The 16,728-nt window shown below is 48.8% G+C and carries 13 protein-coding genes; 4 read left to right on the forward strand and 9 right to left on the reverse strand.

Annotated elements, in window-relative coordinates; translation table 11 throughout:
* Positions 1-16: 16 nt before the first annotated feature.
* Positions 17-2,476, reverse strand: coding sequence for a glycogen/starch/alpha-glucan phosphorylase (locus ACYP03_RS03890; RefSeq protein ID WP_459778562.1), 2,460 nt, complete (start codon positions 2,474-2,476; stop codon positions 17-19).
* Positions 2,477-2,860: 384 nt separating this feature from the next.
* Between ACYP03_RS03890 and malT the strand changes: the two genes are divergently transcribed.
* Positions 2,861-5,578, forward strand: coding sequence for an HTH-type transcriptional regulator MalT (gene malT, locus ACYP03_RS03895; protein WP_459778563.1), 2,718 nt, complete (start codon positions 2,861-2,863; stop codon positions 5,576-5,578).
* A gap of 90 nt (positions 5,579-5,668) precedes the next feature.
* On the opposite strand, the gene ACYP03_RS03900 is transcribed toward malT, so the two are convergent.
* Positions 5,669-6,205, reverse strand: a complete 537-nt coding sequence (locus tag ACYP03_RS03900; protein WP_459778564.1) for a cysteine hydrolase family protein — start codon at positions 6,203-6,205, stop codon at positions 5,669-5,671.
* A gap of 353 nt (positions 6,206-6,558) precedes the next feature.
* Between ACYP03_RS03900 and ACYP03_RS03905 the strand changes: the two genes are divergently transcribed.
* Positions 6,559-6,888, forward strand: coding sequence for a DOPA 4,5-dioxygenase family protein (locus ACYP03_RS03905; protein ID WP_248142481.1), 330 nt, complete (start codon positions 6,559-6,561; stop codon positions 6,886-6,888).
* Here ACYP03_RS03905 and ACYP03_RS03910 read toward each other — a convergent pair.
* Positions 6,872-7,756: an aspartoacylase gene (locus ACYP03_RS03910; protein WP_459778566.1), complete on the reverse strand. Its 885-nt coding sequence runs from the start codon at positions 7,754-7,756 to the stop codon at positions 6,872-6,874. The two genes, ACYP03_RS03905 and ACYP03_RS03910, sit on opposite strands and share 17 nt — an antisense overlap.
* A 105-nt stretch (positions 7,757-7,861) precedes the next feature.
* Complete coding sequence (gene arfB, locus ACYP03_RS03915) at positions 7,862-8,275, reverse strand: alternative ribosome rescue aminoacyl-tRNA hydrolase ArfB (RefSeq protein ID WP_248142483.1); 414 nt, start codon at positions 8,273-8,275, stop codon at positions 7,862-7,864.
* Between the two features lie 203 nt (positions 8,276-8,478).
* On the opposite strand from arfB, the gene ACYP03_RS03920 reads away from it, so the two are divergent.
* A complete protein-coding gene (locus ACYP03_RS03920; protein WP_248142484.1) occupies positions 8,479-8,811 on the forward strand; it encodes a DUF3392 domain-containing protein in 333 nt (110 codons plus the stop codon).
* Between the two features lie 37 nt (positions 8,812-8,848).
* Here the strand turns inward: ACYP03_RS03920 and ACYP03_RS03925 are convergent, their stop codons facing one another.
* The 3 genes from ACYP03_RS03925 to fabG form a co-directional block, all read right to left on the reverse strand.
* Positions 8,849-9,784, reverse strand: a complete 936-nt coding sequence (locus ACYP03_RS03925; protein WP_459778568.1) for a DUF4382 domain-containing protein — start codon at positions 9,782-9,784, stop codon at positions 8,849-8,851.
* A 149-nt stretch (positions 9,785-9,933) separates the two neighbouring features.
* Positions 9,934-10,173 (reverse strand): hypothetical protein, encoded by a 240-nt coding sequence (locus ACYP03_RS03930; protein WP_459778569.1) that lies wholly within the window; start codon positions 10,171-10,173, stop codon positions 9,934-9,936.
* Positions 10,174-10,397: 224 nt separating this feature from the next.
* Positions 10,398-11,132 carry a 3-oxoacyl-ACP reductase FabG gene (gene fabG / locus ACYP03_RS03935; protein WP_330959923.1) on the reverse strand — a complete coding sequence of 245 codons (735 nt, stop codon included), beginning with the start codon at positions 11,130-11,132 and terminating at the stop codon, positions 10,398-10,400.
* Positions 11,133-11,530: 398 nt separating this feature from the next.
* Between fabG and ACYP03_RS03940 the strand changes: the two genes are divergently transcribed.
* Positions 11,531-12,484 carry a LysR family transcriptional regulator gene (locus tag ACYP03_RS03940; RefSeq protein ID WP_248142488.1) on the forward strand — a complete coding sequence of 318 codons (954 nt, stop codon included), beginning with the start codon at positions 11,531-11,533 and terminating at the stop codon, positions 12,482-12,484.
* Between the two features lie 48 nt (positions 12,485-12,532).
* Here the strand turns inward: ACYP03_RS03940 and ACYP03_RS03945 are convergent, their stop codons facing one another.
* Positions 12,533-13,972, reverse strand: coding sequence for a methyl-accepting chemotaxis protein (locus ACYP03_RS03945; RefSeq protein ID WP_459778570.1), 1,440 nt, complete (start codon positions 13,970-13,972; stop codon positions 12,533-12,535).
* Positions 13,973-14,684: 712 nt separating this feature from the next.
* Entirely contained in the window at positions 14,685-16,637 is a 1,953-nt protein-coding gene (locus ACYP03_RS03950; protein ID WP_459778571.1) for a DEAD/DEAH box helicase, read from the reverse strand.
* Positions 16,638-16,728: the final 91 nt, after the last annotated feature.

A 16,728-nucleotide genomic window follows, 5' to 3' on the forward strand; every position in this document is an offset into this window, starting at 1 on the left:
AGCCCCGGCAAAAATATCAGCGTTTTACACGCTTCAACTGCCAGATATTGTCGACATAATCACGAATACTCCGGTCAGAACTGAATTTACCCACCAGCGAAGTATTCAGGATAGCTTTACGGGCCCAGCCTGCCTGATCCCGGTAAGCTTCATCGATTCGCTCATGTGCAGAGACATAATCTGCAAAGTCAGCCAGCACCAGATACGGGTCACCGCCTTCCAGCAGGTTATGACGAATCCCGGCCAGCGCTTCCGGCTCACCCGGTGTAAACGTCTCACCCAGCAACAGATCCAGTGACGCTTTCAGCAGACTGTCGGACTCATAATAACGGTACGGCTGATAACCCTGTTGCTTGAGTTCAAGCACTTCGTCCACCAGCAAGCCAAAGATGAAGATATTGTCATCGCCCACTTCCTCGCGAATCTCGACATTCGCGCCATCCATGGTGCCGATGGTTAACGCACCGTTCAGCGCCAGTTTCATGTTCCCCGTGCCTGATGCTTCCTTACCGGCTGTTGAGATTTGCTCCGACACATCGGCTGCCGGAATAATGATCTCAGCCAGGCTGACACGATAATCCGGAATAAAGACCACTTTCAGCTTGCCGCCCAGACGCGGATCGTGATTAACCTTATCGGCCACTTTGTTGATTGCAAAAATAATATCTTTCGCCAGCGCATAGCCCGGTGCCGCTTTAGCTGCAAAGATGAAGACACGCGGATGCATGTCGAAATCCGGATCATTGAGTAAGCGGTGATACAGCGAAAGAATATGAATCAGGTTCAGATGCTGACGCTTATATTCGTGAAGACGTTTAATCTGCACATCAAAAATGGCATCCGTATCCAGCGTGATGCCCATATTTTCAGAGACCCAGTCAGCCAGACGTTGTTTATTTGCTTTCTTCACCGCCATGTAGCGCTTCTGGAAGGCTGAATCATCCGCAAAATCTGCCAGTGCTGACAACTGCTCCAGATGCGCCGGCCAATCGGTTCCGATTTTTTCATCAATCAGCGTACTGAGTGCCGGGTTACAGAACTTCAGCCAGCGGCGCGGGGTCACCCCGTTGGTCACATTCTGAAGTTTACCCGGGAACATCGCATCAAACTCAGGGAACAGATCGCGTTTCACCAGTTCGGAGTGCAGCGCTGCTACGCCGTTCACCGCATAGCTGCCGATCACACACAGGTTTGCCATCCGCACCATGCGCTGCTCACCTTCCTCAATCACAGAAAGCTTCCGCTTGATGTCATCGCGACCCGGCCATTTGGCATTGACGGCTTCCAGGAACCGGTGGTTGATTTCAAAGATGATCTCCAGGTGACGCGGTAACAAATGAGCAATCAGCGATTCGCTCCAGGTCTCCAGCGCTTCCGGCAGTAAGGTATGGTTGGTATACGCAAATACCTGATTACAGATAGTCCATGCCGCATCCCAGCTCAGGTGGTGCTCATCCAGCAGAACGCGCATCAGTTCCGGAATAGCAATCGTCGGGTGTGTATCATTCAGCTGAATCGATTCCAGCGTTGCAAGTGTTTCAATCGCATGACCTGCGGCCAGATGACGACGCAGAATATCAGCCACAGAACAGGCACAGTGGAAATACTGCTGCATCAAGCGCAGTGTCTTACCCTGCTCATGGTTATCATTCGGGTACAGCACCTTGGTGATATTCCCGGCCTCAATGGCCGAATACTGGGCACCGACATAGTCGCCGTCATTAAACATGGCCAGATTAAACGGTGCCGGTGCACGGCACTCCCACAGTCGCAGCGGGTAAACACTGTTATTCTGATAGCCGATTACCGGCAGATCCCAGGCGATCCCATCTACCTGCAGACCCGGAACCCAGCGGCGACGTTGTGCGCCGGTTTCATCGGTATAAACTTCCACCTGACCAAAGAAACCCACCGTCTGGTTCAGTTCAGGACGCTGTACTTCCCACGGATATCCTTCCTGTCCGCGCCAAGCATCCGGCGCTTCCATCTGACGGCCGCCTTCAAATGACTGACGGAACAAACCGTACTCATAGTGCAGGCCATAGCCCACGGCCGGAAACTCCTGCGCCGCCAGTGAATCCATAAAGCAGGCTGCCAGCCGGCCCAATCCGCCGTTACCCAGTGCCGGATCCCGCTCTTCTTCCAGCAGATCCGTCAGGTTTTGACCAAACGATGCCATCACTTCTGAAACCTGCTCATATAAACCGAGGCTGATCAGGTTGTTCCCGGTCAGACGGCCAATCAGGAATTCCATCGAAAGGTAATTCACGCTGCGACAAGATTCGGCAGCCAGTTGATGCTCTGTGTCAATCAGGTTGCCCGTACTGATTTCTGCCAGCGCACGGCTCATGGCCATATACCAGTGACGAGGTGCTGCTGTTGCTGGTGTCTGTGCGTAGGTTGTCAGGAGATGTTGCTCAACCGAAGTCTGAAATGCGGCCTTATCAAAAGACGCTTTAGTTTGCTTCTGCATCATGGGTTTCTCGCTGTCGGGTTAATGCTTCGAAAATGAAAAAATCTGATGCTAATGCTGCCTGTGGCATTGGGGAAAAACATCATCCTGAATAGCCGGGGCTGAGGGAGGAGTAACAGGGCGTAGTCCTCGAGGGAGACCCAAATATGTGACAATTTCCTGAATTTTCATCCGTTCAGAACCACTTACACTGACTGACATCACAAAACCCGGGTTCTTTGCGTTCGTGCAAAGCTGTCCCGAAAAATAGCCGCATGATTATTAAAGTGTGACCAGTCACTTATTTTAAGGGATGAGACAGCAAGAAATGCTGATTTAGTCTGCAAGTCAGGTGATGATAAAAATGCGCTTACACCATGAACCATCACAATATAGATAATCAGAATTATGTGGATACCTTCAAAGCTGACCCGCCCGGCACGCCTGCACAACGCTATTTTACGACCACGGTTGCTGGATTTGCTGCAACATGCCCCTGCATACAGGCTGGTGCTTTTCCGGTCTCCGGCAGGATATGGCAAAACGACAATGGCGGCACAGTGGCTGAACGAACATCCGCATACGGGCTGGTTTAATCTCGATGACAATGACAACGATACGTTTCGTTTTGCCAATTACCTGCTTCAGGCCCTGAACAAGGCCACGCATGATGCCTGCCTGAAAACAAAAGCCATGGCAGAACGCAGACAGTTTGCCTGCCTCAGCACACTGTTCGGCGAACTCTTCGCGGAACTGCAGGATTACCCTCACCCGACTTTTCTGGTGCTCGACGATTATCACGTCATCCACAACGAAGATATCCACGACGGGATGCGTTTCTTTCTGAAAAACATGCCGGATGAGCTGACTCTGGTCGTTACCAGCCGCAGCCTGCCTCCGCTGGGCACTGCAAACCTGCGTGTCCGGGATTTACTGATCGAAGTCGATCACGAATGGCTGGCGTTTGATGAAGAAGAAACGACCCGTTTTTTCAGCAAACGTGTGGCGAACGAGTTAGAAACAAGCGCACTCAGCAGCCTTCGTGCTCAGGTTGAAGGCTGGCCTTCTGCACTTCAGCTCATCGCGCTTCATGCCCAGCAGCGCCCCAATCATCTGGCTGAGTCAGCTTTGTCGCTGGCAAATTTTAACCGCAGCCATCTGTGGGATTATCTTGCGGAAGAGGTGTTTGACCTGCTCGATGAAGACACCCGCGCCTTCCTGCTTCAGTGCTCTGTGCTGGATATGTTCAATGCCGAACTGGTAATGGACTTAACCGGGCGCAGCGATGCGCTGATGAAGCTGGAATTACTGAACCGCTACGGACTCTTTATCAGCCCGCTGGAAGGGGCAGATAACTGGTACCGCTTCCACCATCTTTTTGCTGAATTTTTGCGTCACAAACGCCATGCACATATCCCTGAACAGCGTATGGCGCTGCATAACAAAGCGGCTCAGGCCTGGCTGAATCAGAACAGTCCGCAACAGGCTCTCTATCATGTCCGCAAGAGCAGCAATCATGAACTGATGGTGGCCATCCTGTCGGATCACGGCTGGAATATGTTCCACCACGGCGAATTGAAACTGCTGGAAGAATGCATTGCTTCGCTGGACAAATCGATGCTGTTCAGCAGCCCGCGCCTGATTCTGCTCAGACTCTGGCTGGTTCAGAGTCAGCACCGCTATCATGAAGTCGGAGACTTAATTGCGGAATCCGAAGCCGAAATGCTGGCGAACAACATCGTTTTTGACGATGCACTTCAGGGGGAGTTGAATGCACTGCGGGCGCAGGTTGCCATCAATCAGGGGCAACCGGAAGAAGCCTTACTGCTGTCAGAACAGGCACTCGGTCAACTACCGGCGACAACATACCGCAGCCGGATTGTCGCAACGTCTGTCGTGGGTGAAGTCCATCACTGTCTGGGGAACCTCAGCCGCGCCCTGCCGATGATGCAGCAAACGGAAAAGATGGCCCGGCAGTACCACGTATACCATCAGGCCCTGTGGGCACTGCTGCAACAGAGTGAAATTCTGCTGGCGCAGGGTGCCGTTCAGCCCGCTTTTGAACTGCTTGAGCAGGCCTTTAAACTGGTCAAAGATCAGCATCTTCAACAGGTGCCGCTGCATGAGTTCCTGCTGCGGCTGAAAGCACAAATTCTCTGGTGCTGGAACCGGCTTGATGAGGCTGAAGAAGCCGCATTCAAGAGTCTGGACGTTCTCGCACCATATGACGATACGAAATCATTACAGGCCTATTCCATGCTTGCCCGTATTGCCGTTACCCGTGGTGAGCAAGACAAAGCAGCCCGTTATCTGCAGCGCTGTAATGAGCTGATGGAATGTGCCGAATATCATATTGACTGGTGCGCGAATGCCGATATTGCCAACCTGCTGTACTGGCAGCAAATCAAAGATATTGACAGCGTCGGCAAATGGCTGCGTCAGGCTGTTAAACCGGACGGCTCCTGTAATCACTTTCAACAGCAACAATGGCGAAATCTGGCGCTGGCCAACCTGATCACCGGCCAGATTGAACAGGCTCAGAACATCCTCACAATGCTGCTCGAAAGCTGCGATAAGCATCAGCTGGTGACCGATCGCAACCGAAACCTGATTCTTCAGACGGTGATCAGTAAACATGCCGGCGATCGTTCGTCTGCACTGGCACACCTGACGGAAGCACTCCGTCTGACCAACAGCACGGGCATGGTGGGCAATTTCCTGATCGCGGCTAATGATATTCAGGATCTGCTGCAGGAACTGGTTGATGACAAGATGCTGAATGAGCTGTCACTACATCGTGCCCGTCAGTTGCTTCGTGATATGAGCAGTAAAGAAAGACATCGTCTGGTTCACTTTGATGAAGCATTTGTAGAGAAGCTTCTGAATCTGCCTGACTTACCAGAGCTTGTGCGGACCAGCCCGCTGACACAACGGGAATGGCAGGTCCTGGGACTGATTTACACCGGATACAGCAATGAGCAAATTGCATCGGAACTGGATGTGGCGGCGACAACCATCAAAACTCACATCCGAAATCTGTATCAGAAACTGAATATCGCTAACCGTAATGAGGCGATCGAAACGGCTCAGGAACTTCTGGGACTGATGGGTTATCAATCCGCCTGACCGGTCTTCCGCCTGAACGGTCCCCCGTCTGCTCTGTCACCGGGGGAGGACTCTCCTCCCCCTTTCTCATCCCTGTTTTTTCAAGCCAAGTCAGCCTGAAATCAGCTCAGCCGTCGGCACCGCTATAATCCGTTTCGGGAAACTCTCTGCCCAGGACAACACAGAAGTATGATGTTTACGGATCAGTTCACCCGTCGCATAAGGCTTATCGTGGGTTGTATGCGCATCTGAGACCAGTTCCACACCGTAACCTAAGCAAGCCGCCCGACGCGTAGTGGTATCGACACAAAAATCTGTTGCGTAGCCACAGATCACCAGTTCATCCACGCCAAGCTGATCCAGCGTCGCTTTCAGTTCCGTATTCAGGAAAGAATCTGGCGTTGTTTTACGGACATAGTGATCGCCTTCAGCGGTCACCAGCGCACGATGCAGCTGCCAGCCATCGGTCTGATAATCAATGTCGGTTCCTGGCTCTTCATGCTGAATAAAAACCACAGGCAACGCATTATCTCTGGCCCACGCAGTCAGCTGGTTGATCCGGGCAACCACCGCGTCCGCTTCAAATGGCTGCGGCTCAGGCTCAAAACAAATGCGCTGTACATCAATGACAAGCACGGCTTTTTTCATAACGTGTCCTTACTCTGAATCCTGACATTAAGTCTGGTATTGGCGTGAAATGTGTGTTGTATCAGCTAATTACCGGGAGCGCAATTTGAAGTGAATCCGTTTGTTTCTGAGCAGAGCTCCCTGTGATTCAACTCCCTTTTTGCGACCTTGTTCAGGTTTCGCATATAGCGATGAACATCCTACCCGGCATTTTCGAATTAGCGCTGTAAGATGATGGCCCACCTCGGCGCGGTTGTCCCGGCAATCGGCAAACTGAACCATCGAATTTTTCGAATAATTGCTTCACTTTCATGCGCTGGTCATAATATCTCAGAGGGATAACATGCAGGCATAAACGACTGAAGGAGAAAGTTATGTATCACGCTCACGTCTATTTTGATTTATCTCAGCAAGTCTTAGCTGAACAGGTTCGTCAGAAAATTATCGGGGAACGGGCTGATGACATCCTGGCTATTTTTCCATTAGTTCCAAGACGGGTGGGCCCCCATGATAAACCCATGTTTGAAATGCATTTTTCGGATAACAGGACTGGTTTTGTCGAATGGCTGGACCAGAACAGAGCGGGATTATCTGTTCTGATCCATCCGGTTTCTGCCAATGAACTGGCTGATCATACCGTCAATGCGAGCTGGTTAGGTCAGCAGTTGCCGATCCATACCGGAATTTTTACAGCGCAACCGTAATCTTTTCGGCCAGAGACATAGCCAGATTGTTGTCGTAATACGCGGCTTCGTTAATAAAATGCGGGTAAGCTTCGTAGCTTCCGTCCCAGTGAATCTCGGTTCCATCGAATAAAGTGAAAATCGGGTCGCCGTTATGCAGGGGTTTGAAATCGTTGTCCTGCACATTTTTATGCACCATGCCGATCCGTTCACCTTTGGCATTTTCAGGCAGTTTTAACGTTTCGGTATACCGGTATGCTTCGTAAGTTTCAGGCAGTGCTGGCAGTTCGTTTTTGTTGTATAAATCGACGTAATCGAGGATATGGCCGGTCATGGCGTCCATCCAGTCCAGGACATCCTGACGAATCACAGATTGTGGCTGCGGACCAATTTCAACAATCACGCCCTGTTGTGCGATAGAGCTGACAAACTTATGTTCCGCCAGCGGGATCTGATCTTCAAAAACAACCACGGCCTCTGGCATCCGGGCTTTCACATAAGCGCCCATTTTGATGTTGAAATCATCAGATTGAAGCAAAATCAGTGTTGGCCCCATGTTACTGGTCGTATTGTGTAAATCGATGATGAAGTCTGTTCTGGCGTTACCTTTTGGCCCCAGAATTTCATTCATCACTTTTGCCCTGCTCTGCTCATAATTGGCCAGCTCAGGATTAGCCAGATCTTCCACTGAAAACTGACGATTCAGATCACTGTCGACGTAACGTTTGTTTTCTTCATGCGCCTTGGGGTTCGCAAACAGAGTCTGCGTTATGAAACTGTCCCGGGTAATGCGCTGCGGATTTTGCTGCCATTGACGTAACAGGTAAATACCGCTGAATTCATTGCCGTGAGTACCGCCCACGACTGCGACAGAATTAATACTTTTCATCCTTGTCATCACCACTTGGAATCATCAGAAAATTTGAAGAGGGCCTCAGTATGCCAGCCTTCACCACGCGAATAAACAAGCATTTTTAAAGACTTTTTATTTCAATCAATAATTCACTTTACTTCGCATCGACTTCACCTGCCCGCGTTGTGATTTCTTATCCATTCGACGTTGCTTGGATGCCCGGGTCGGCTTGGTTGCTCTGCGTTTCTTCTCCTGTTTCATGGCCGACTGAATCAATTGCTGCAGCCTTTGCAGAGCATCTTCCCTGTTTTGCTCCTGCGTCCGAAACTGCTGCGCCTTGATAATGATCACGCCGTCTTTTGTGATGCGCTGATCAGACAAATTCAGGAGTTTTTCTTTATAAATATCAGGCAAGCTGGAGCGATGGATATCAAAACGCAGGTGAATAGCACTTGAAACTTTGTTGACGTTCTGACCGCCGGCTCCCTGAGCACGAATCGCTGAAATTTCAATTTCCCAGTCCGCGATTTGAACGGCATTCGAAATGTGTAACATAACTGTCTTTCGCTGTAATTACGCTTTCCCTATTCTCTGATTTCAGCTGCAAATGTCCAGCAAAACCAAACCTGAAGTCAGGACGAAAGCAATTTCAATCTGTGATCTTCTTTGCATCTCACTGACAGTGACATTCATCGTTCCTCTGACTCAGCGTATCCTGTCCGGCACCAATTGCTCCTTTTGTTTGATAACAATCAGTTATGGATACAGTACTACATTATTTAGCTGAATCTGGTCAGTGGATGCGTCCCTGGATCAATGATATTTCAATGGCGATGATGGCATGTTTACTTGTTGTATTCGGTTCGGATATCAACATGATCATGAGGCGTTACCTGTCGGGAACCAACTTTCTCATCCGCACCTGTGCTTTTATTTTCGTCAATGCTTTTGGCTACGGCCTGTTGATTGTTGCCGTTTCACCCTGGTTAGCCACAAAACTGGCAGGGTTAAGCAACCTTTGGCTGTTAGCTGTGGTGCTGGGTACCTTTGTGATACTTGGCAGCTGGGCTCAGCGAAATAATCAGGTATAAAAAAACCGCCTTCCGGCGGTTTTTTTATCGAGATCTGTCAGAAGTTTACGGTCAGGCCATCAGTACCTAAGATCTGATCATAAATGGTCGTTTCGACCGTCAGCAAATCATTGGCCTGCTCAGGATCGTCTTCGTTCCCATTACAGACCAGATTCAGGTCATAAGTATCCAGCGGCAGATAGCCCACAGAGTACTGGCCTGTGACCGGATCAACTGCTGCCGAAGTCAGTGGTTCATGCTCAGAACCCAGATCTCCGAACTCACCGCCATTCGATAACGGATAAATATAAACAAAGGCATTCGACAAATCATTGCTGCAAAGCGCTGTATCTACAGTGCCGCCAATCGTCGCAACCGCTGTATTTTCAACAACACGTACGCCGCGAGGCTTCAGCTGATAGCCATTTGCATTCAGGACCATGCTCTTGCGCAGATCAAATTCAATCGTATATGCCTGAGTTGAATCCGCTTCCACCGTGAAACCATCCAGTTTCAATTCTCCGCTTGGTACGCGAATTCCTTCCACAGCATCCGTATCAGTCACCACATGAGAATACGGTGTGCCATCGGTATAACTGCCTTTCTCCAGTACAGACAAACGCATTTGCGTATACTGACCAGCAAGTAACACTTCATCACTCAACACCTGCAGTGCTTTACTGCCCTGATAGTCGAGTAAATTGATAACCATGAATTTTGGCTGACCGTTTTCATCTTCCGGAATGCTCAATCCATCAGGAACACAGGTCGCTGAACTCTGATCCGCTGCGAAAGAAGTCGCACTCCAGGATGATTCGCTCCCGCCTGTGTGGTGCACAGTAATGTTATCGAAAGCGACACAAACCTTCTTCAGACCATCAACAGGTGCATCAGACATGCCAAGAGAAATTTTACCTGTCGCCTGATCGTCAGAGCCGGAACCACAACCAGCAAGCACCAGACTTGCCATCCCAGCGATCAAAACCTTTTTCATGAAACTGCTCCATTTGCTTTTTGTGCAAGCTTAGCGATTCAAAATGCAAATAACAGCATCGCAGCGAAGAGTTAACAACAAAATGACAGAGGGGGATAAAAAAATGACAAGGGTATAAATCAGGTCACATATCTTCTGCGAGATATCGTTTAATCGACGCGCATGCAACCATGCTGAATTGAGCGGGGATTTTCCAGACGATTCAGGCAAGAACCAACTGACTGCAAGTCCTGATACTGATATTTCGCCACCATCGCAGCAGCAATAAGCAGACCGGCCAATGAGAATCGCGTCAGCCAGAGCCACTGTTTTTGCAGCGCAATCGCCAGGGTGATTAAGCACACCACAACAATCAACAGCAGACTTGGCGAAACAAAACCAGAAAGCACTCTCACAACCTCAAAAACCTGCAAAGTGGCAAAATAATACGGTGTTGAAGGTCATAGTTAAAGAAAATTTATGCATATTTACACTTTGTGTAATCCCTTGTCTGAATAGGACAGTTGACCATTTCCAGACTCTTGAATCATGATCGCAATTCGTTGACTCAAAAACAAAAAAGCCTCGATTTTTCAAGGCTTTTGTGTGCAACAGGCATAAATACTACAGCGACTTAAATCACCAGTCCGCCATCAATTTTCAGTGTCTGCCCGGTAATAAAGGATGACTGTTCACTTGCCAGAAATAACGCACCATTTGCAATATCTTGCGGCTGCCCCATTCGCTGAAGCGGGGTTTTCGATTTCATATAATCCAGAATTTTCTCAGGCAGGTCGACTGTCAAAGGTGTTTCAATAAATCCTGGTGCAATACAGTTTGCTCTGACCTGAGCACCTTTGCGGGAAAATTCCTTCGCCCAGCCTTTCGTCATTGCAATAACACCGCCCTTCGTTGCGGCATAATTACTCTGGCCAATATTACCATCCGTGCCCACAACGGAAGACATCGTGATAATTGAGCCGCTTCCTAGTTCCATCATGAGTGGCGCAACCGCCTGCGTCATGTTGAAAACCCCTTTCAGGTTAACGTCAATGACCATGTCCCATTCTTCAACCGACATTTTCTCAATCAGGTTATCCCGGGTAATCCCGGCATTATTGACCAGTACATCTACACGACCAGACTCATTGCGAATCGCATCAATGAAGCGGGTAATCGCGTCACGATCGCAAACATTCAACTCAATGGCTTTCACATTTTTGTAAGTTTTCTCCAAATCAGCCATTGCAGCTGCATTCATATCGCAGGCGTACACGACTGCAGCCTGATGCCTGGCAAAGGTCTCCACAATACAACGGCCAATGCCCTGCGCGCCTCCCGTTACAATGCAAACCTTGTTGTCTAACATAGTCTTTCCCTCTTGTTTCGAAATGCCGAAGTGAAAATCGAATACAGTGCGGGCACACCGCTTCCCTGCTCACTTCATTCATACCTGATTTTAGATGAAATAAATCAAATGATTACATTCAAAGCTGCAATTCACCTTTGCGATCATCCGGATGGGGCCAAGCCAGATTCAGCTGAAACATAGATTAATACGAGGATAACCCACCTCATTATCATCAAATGACAGATAGAAATAACATGATATGACATCATTTTCTGACACAAGGTCAACATTACCGATTCCTTATTCAACAATCAGTTACAACTGTCATCCAAGACTTCATCAACTCTTCACTGGTATTGAACGAAGCCTTTGCTATAAATGTAAGAAAGGAATTGAACAAGGATCTGTTGCAGAGCATGCTCGATAAAGTAGTTTTTTTTCTACATGTGGTGCGAAGTGGTTCGCTGAGCGAAGCCGCAAAGCAGTACGGGATCTCTGCGTCTGCCGGAAGCCGTTGGCTGACCGAGCTTGAAGAAAGCATGGGCGTCAGTTTACTCAAACGGACCACCCGAAAAATATCCCCGACTCAGGCCGGGCAGCGCCTGTATGACAGATTCAGTCTGATTAACAGCCAGATCAATGATGTCTTTAATGAAGTTCAGAACCTCAGCAACGAGGATAAAGGCTTAATTCGGGTCGCCAGTACGCCTTTATTCGCCAAATATTACCTGAGTCAGATCATTGGCGAATATGTCCAGATTCACCCGTCTATCAATTTTGTGGTGATAGAGACGGCTTTTGAAGTTGATCATGTCCATGATGTCGATTTTGCTGTTCGGGCCAATGCAACCTACCGGGGTCTGCAGGATAAAGACAGTTTGCTGGTCAAACGTTCCCTGCTCCGTGAACCGTTAATTGCCTGCTGCTCACCACAATACATTGCACATCACGGCGAACCTGTATTACCTGATGAGCTGAAAAGTCACTTTTGTCTGTATGCGACCACTCTTGTGGGCGGCAATAAATGGATATTCGAGCAGAACGGAGAATATAACTCTGTTGAAATTGCACAAACGGTCGAAGCAGATGACAGTGAAATCTTAAAAAATATTGCCCTTGCCGGGGGCGGCATTGCTTATCTGCCCTATAGCCTGGTCAGCAATGATTTAAAGGAAGGCCGGCTGCAGGCAATTCTCAAAAATTATGTCAGCAGCCAGTTCGAACTCAATCTTTACTTCAAACCACGTAAATATATGCCGGCCCGTTGCGTAAATTTTAAAGATTATTTAATCGGACGCGTTCAGGAAATCGACCAGCAGAACAAAAGTGCCCTGGTGCAACAGGAACCCGCACAAGTGGTGTCCGAGTAATCCGCCAGGGCTTCATTCGCTCATCACGTTACTTTTCAGAAAGACGCACTACTTCGATAATTTAAAGAACTGCAGCTGATGAGCCATATTCTCCGCCAATTGCGAGATCTCCCGGCTTGAAGAGGCACACTGACTGATCCCAGTCGCATTTGTCGAAACGATATCATGAATGTTGGCCAGATTTTCGTTGATTGTCTGTGTCACTTCCGTTTGCTGATCGGACGACTCCGCAACCTGATGGTTCAAATCTCCAATTTGCGTAATGGCTTCTTTAATCTTGCCCAATGCCTGCGATGCTCTTTCTTCAAGATGCATATTATTTTCCAGCAGTTCAGCTATCCGGCTCATTGACTGACTCGCTGATTGTGAACGAACCTGAAGCTCTTCAATGATTTTTTGAATATCGCCGGTCGACTGCTGCGTTCTGGCTGCCAGTTGACGAACTTCATCGGCAACGACCGCAAAGCCTCGTCCGCTCTCTCCTGCTCTGGCCGCTTCAATGGCCGCATTCAAAGCCAGCAGATTTGTCTGCTCAGAAATAGCATGAATGACTTCGAGCACTCCGCTGATCTGAGCGGATGCTTGCTCCAGCTCCCCAATTTCGACAACGGCTTCTCCGACACCCTGACTCATCTGCAGCGTTGCCTGAGAAACCTGACTGAACATCTGTTCACCTTCTCCCGTGATCTGGACAGCTGATTTCGCTCCCTCATCCGCCAGAAATGCCATTCCGGAGACTTCTCTGGCGGATGTCGCCAATTCTTCGATTGCAGAAGCAATCGACTCAATTTCACGGCTCTGCCGCACGGCATTGTGTTCAGATTCCTTCATCACTGTTGCCAGTTCAGAGGTTGATGCCGCAGTATTGTCTCCGATATGACGCAGACCAGAAACAATTGAGCGTAGGTTTACAGCCATTGAATCGATGTTTTGTCCAAGCCGGCTCAGTTCGTTCGTCCCCGGTAAATAAGCGCAGATTTCCAATTCACCTTTTGCAAATTGCTGCATCTCTTTACTGAGCGAAGAAAGCGGCTTCGCAATAAAACCAGACAAATACCAGCCTGCAAATAATCCAATCATAATTGTGCCAATGCTGGCCAGTAAGCTCCAGAACAGGACATTCTCGTGATGTACAACCTGCTGGCTCATGTACGCCGAAGATAAATCATTCAGCTTTTGAGACAGCGCCTCAATCCGCTGAATCAGCACATTTCCTTTATTACGATATGGCACCACGTATGCGTCGAACGCCTGATCCGACATGGCTCCACTGTGCCGCTGCTTCAGCACCTCAAGCATGGTTTGGCGGCTGTAGATCAGATAATCATCCACAGCATTTTCCAGTGAAGCCAACTCAGGTGCAGCTCCCTGGAAATGTTTGAGTGCAGGCAGCAATTGTTTAATTTCAGTTTCCCGCTGTGCCAGTGTATCCCGGAGTGTGTTCAGCTGGGTTTCATCATAAAGCGCATAAATCGCGCCAACACGCATTGCATATGTACTTTCAATCAGCTGCGCTACATTATCTTTTAAAGATAAAGATTGTTGAGAAGCGGAATTTAATTCACTGACAGTATCAACTAATACCTTCTGGGATATAACCACAGAAGTAAGTAATAATATCGCTGATATGATTACAGGAGTAAGAACCTGATTTCGAATGGATATTCCTTTCAGCATTAGTTTCAACCCTTATGATTCATTATTCACAACATGTTTAAATTTAAATTTTAAAATCAAGTTATTATTCATAAGTTGAGGTGAATATCAATAATTAATAAAATTATTATCACAATTAAAGTTTATTATAAAAAAGCACTTTCTAAAATAAAGAATTCATCTGTTTTCAGGGATATTCTAATTTAATTAAAAATAAAATAAGAATTACAGATTTAAACCGGTGCCAGTGCATTGATGAGAATTATTTTAAGTGAACGAACTTGTCATTGAGGATGATGTGTCGCTGCTGTTTGCGTCGAGTCCCCGTGACACAAGCTGTGGTGTCGCAGCAGCAAGTAGTCATGTCAAAATAACGACACAGACAATAAGCATAGAAAACAATAAGGATTCTCTGAACAGCAGTATTTAAAAGCGCAGGAATGAACAGCCTGAAAACAGATGAGGTGTATACCGAAATGAAGGTATAAAAAAACCGGGGTATCCCCCGGTCTTTGATATTTCTGAAGTTTCACATGGGTGTGAATCAGTCGAAACGTGGTTTGCTACGTTCCTGACGCTGACCGTGGTTACGTTCACCACGGAAGCTGCCACGATGATCGCCACCGCGGTTGCGGTCAAAACGACGTTCGCCTTCACGACGATTACGGAAACCACCTTCACGTTGGCCGCCTTCACGTTGGCCGCCTTCACGCTGACCACCTTCGCGGTTTCCACCACGACGGAATCCACCTTCACGATTGCCGCCTTCACGGCCACCGCGGCGATGTTCACGTAAAACGTTGTCTTCAACAACGACAGCTTTCGCTTCGTTCTGGCGAATACGAAGTTTCTTCAGTTGTGCAACAACGTCAGAACTCATCTTCTTCGGCAGCTGAACATAGGTGTGCTCAGGTGCCAGTTTAATCGCACCGATGAAGTCTTTGCTCAGGCCCAGTTCGTTTGCGATTGCACCAACGATATCTTTCACCTGAACACCTTGCTCACGACCAACATGCAGCTGATAGGTATCCCAGTCCGCAGCGTTGTACTGACGGCGTTCACGACGTTCGCCTCGCTCGCCGCGTTCACCACGCTCGCCTCGTTCACCGCGTTCACCGCGTTCGCCACGACGGTCACGACGTTGCTTCTCACGCTCAATCGCAGCAATCATCGGATCCGGACCTTTGTAGAACAGAGGACGGTTGCCTTGCTGACGTTTCAGCAGGATTGCAGCCAGTGTCGTTGCATCAACCTCAACAGATTCCTGCAGCTTTTCAACCAGCTCGACAAACGCTTCCAGACTTGCGCTTTCTTTCTGCTCTTCCAGCTCTTTGCCCAGACGATCCAGACGCGCTAAAGCGACATCATCACGCATCGGAAGCTGAATTTCTTCCATACGTGACTTGGTCACACGTTCAATCGTGCGCAGCATACGGATCTGGTTTGTACGAACCAGCAGGATTGCTTTACCTTTACGTCCGGCACGACCTGTACGGCCGATACGGTGGATGTAAGATTCAACATCGAACGGAATGTCGTAGTTGAATACGTGCGTAATACGCGGCACGTCCAGACCACGGGCAACAACGTCCGTCGCAACCAGAATGTCAATGACGCCACGCTTGATGTGATCAACAGTACGTTCACGCAGAGACTGCGGAATGTCACCGTGCAGCGCAGCTGCTTTGAAACCGCGGGAAGACAGCCAGTCAGCCAGACGCTCAGTATCCTGACGGGTACGAACGAACACGATTGACGCGTCAGTTTCTTCAGTTTCCAGCAGACGAATCATTGCTTCGTCTTTTTCTACGCCTTTCACTACCCAGAACTGCTGCTCTACTTTGGCAACTGTACGGTTTTCACCAGCAACGTCGATTCGTGCAGGCTCACGCAGGAAACGATCAACGATTTCCTTCACCATTGGTGGCATGGTTGCAGAGAACAGCACGCGCTGAGCAGATTCTGGTGCTTGTTCCAGAATCCAGGTCACGTCATCAACAAAGCCCATTTTCAACATTTCATCGGCTTCATCCAGAATGAAGGTATGAACCTCATCCAGGTGCAGACGGTCACGGCTGATCAGATCTTTTACACGACCAGGTGTACCAACAACAATGTGAGCACCTGATTTCAGAGCACGCATCTGGTCTACGATAGATGCACCACCGTAGATTTCCAGAACTTTCAGGCCCTGGATGTTCTGACCCAGGTTCTTGATCTCAGCAGCAACCTGAATCGCCAGCTCACGAGTCGGAGCCATCACGATTGCCTGTGGCTTATGTTGCTTCAGGTTGATCTTGTTCAGCAGTGGCAGTGAGAATGCTGCAGTTTTACCGGTACCTGTCTGAGCCTGACCCAGAGCATCAGTACCCGTTAATAGAAGTGGAATAGAAGCCGCCTGAATAGGAGTCGGCGCTACGAAGCCCATCGCGTCAAGTGCGGATAAAATAGTGTCGGCCAGTTCTAACTGGCGAAATTCTGTAACAGATTCTTGCATTGGGATCCCAATAGATGATCGAACGAAAACGGGGCCCCTTTGCCTTTTAACACGGTTCAGCAACTGTATCCACAAGCATGGGCCTCGACTA

The organism is Photobacterium sp. R1, from assembly GCF_054600795.1.